This is a genomic window from Klebsiella sp. 4_1_44FAA (assembly GCF_000238715.1).
GTDB lineage: Bacteria > Pseudomonadota > Gammaproteobacteria > Enterobacterales > Enterobacteriaceae > Klebsiella > Klebsiella pneumoniae.
Window position 1 is genome coordinate 1 of sequence record NZ_JH414847.1, and the last position, 899, is coordinate 899.

Consider the following 899-nt stretch of genomic DNA (forward strand, 5'->3'; position numbering starts at 1 on the left):
GCGCCTTTACGCAGGTATTCCCCGCCACTTCCGCGAGCTTGCCGAACATGACAACACGGTGCCACTCGGTGTTTTCGCGCATCTCTCCCGTCTGCTTGTCACGCCATGTTTCAGACGTGGCCAGCGTCAGATTGACCACTGCGCCCCCGTTGGGCATGTAACGCACTTCCGGATCCTGTCCCAGATGTCCAACCAGAATGACTTTGTTAACGCCACGTGCTGCCATGATGAATCTCCTTAATCCGTTGTTTTGCCTTTTAAAACCATCACCCGTTGAGTTGCCGGGGCCGCGGTTTTGACGTTTTGCGGGGACCTGCTGAACCTGCCCCCTGGATATAACCTTCACCCGTTTGAGAGCCGTTCGCCGCAAGGGCGTAAACGAGCACGGCCCGGTGCAGATGTCCGGGGGTGAGCGGGAAATTTTTTTCGGCCTAATGAAGCGGCAGCGGAATGGCCGGGAAAAATTTATTGCGAAAGGCCCTGCCGTCCCCTGGACAGCAAGACGGGTTGTGCTTGTCTCAGCCCCGGCGAATGGACTCAAACGGGTGATACGGGTACCAGGGGAAAGGAGCAGGCACCCGCCGCAACGACGAAGAGCGCGGGCGCGAAACGGCGTTGCCCCGCAGAGTGCCGGCAGTCCTTCGCCGGCACGGTGAAAGCGGCGCGACCGGGACGGTCGCAGCAAGCGCTGCCGTTGACCCTGACGTCAGACATCAGACACTAGCCGCCAGGCCCGAAACCGCGTAGCGGGTTCGGCGGAGCTTACCGCGTCTTTTCGCGGTTAGCGGAGTGTGGCTCGACGACTGAACCGCGCCAGCGGGTCAGGAGCCGAAGGTGGCCCCGGAGCAGATTGTGTGAAAGGAAGTGAGGCAAAGCCAGAGGAAGAGCAGCAGCAAGAT

General features: G+C 60.5%; 1 pseudogene. It reads right to left on the bottom strand.

Going from position 1 to position 899, the window contains the following annotated elements:
• Positions 1-226: pseudogene (gene ssb1 / locus HMPREF1024_RS00075) on the bottom strand (single-stranded DNA-binding protein SSB1); the annotation flags it as partial.
• Positions 227-899 lie beyond the last annotated feature (673 nt).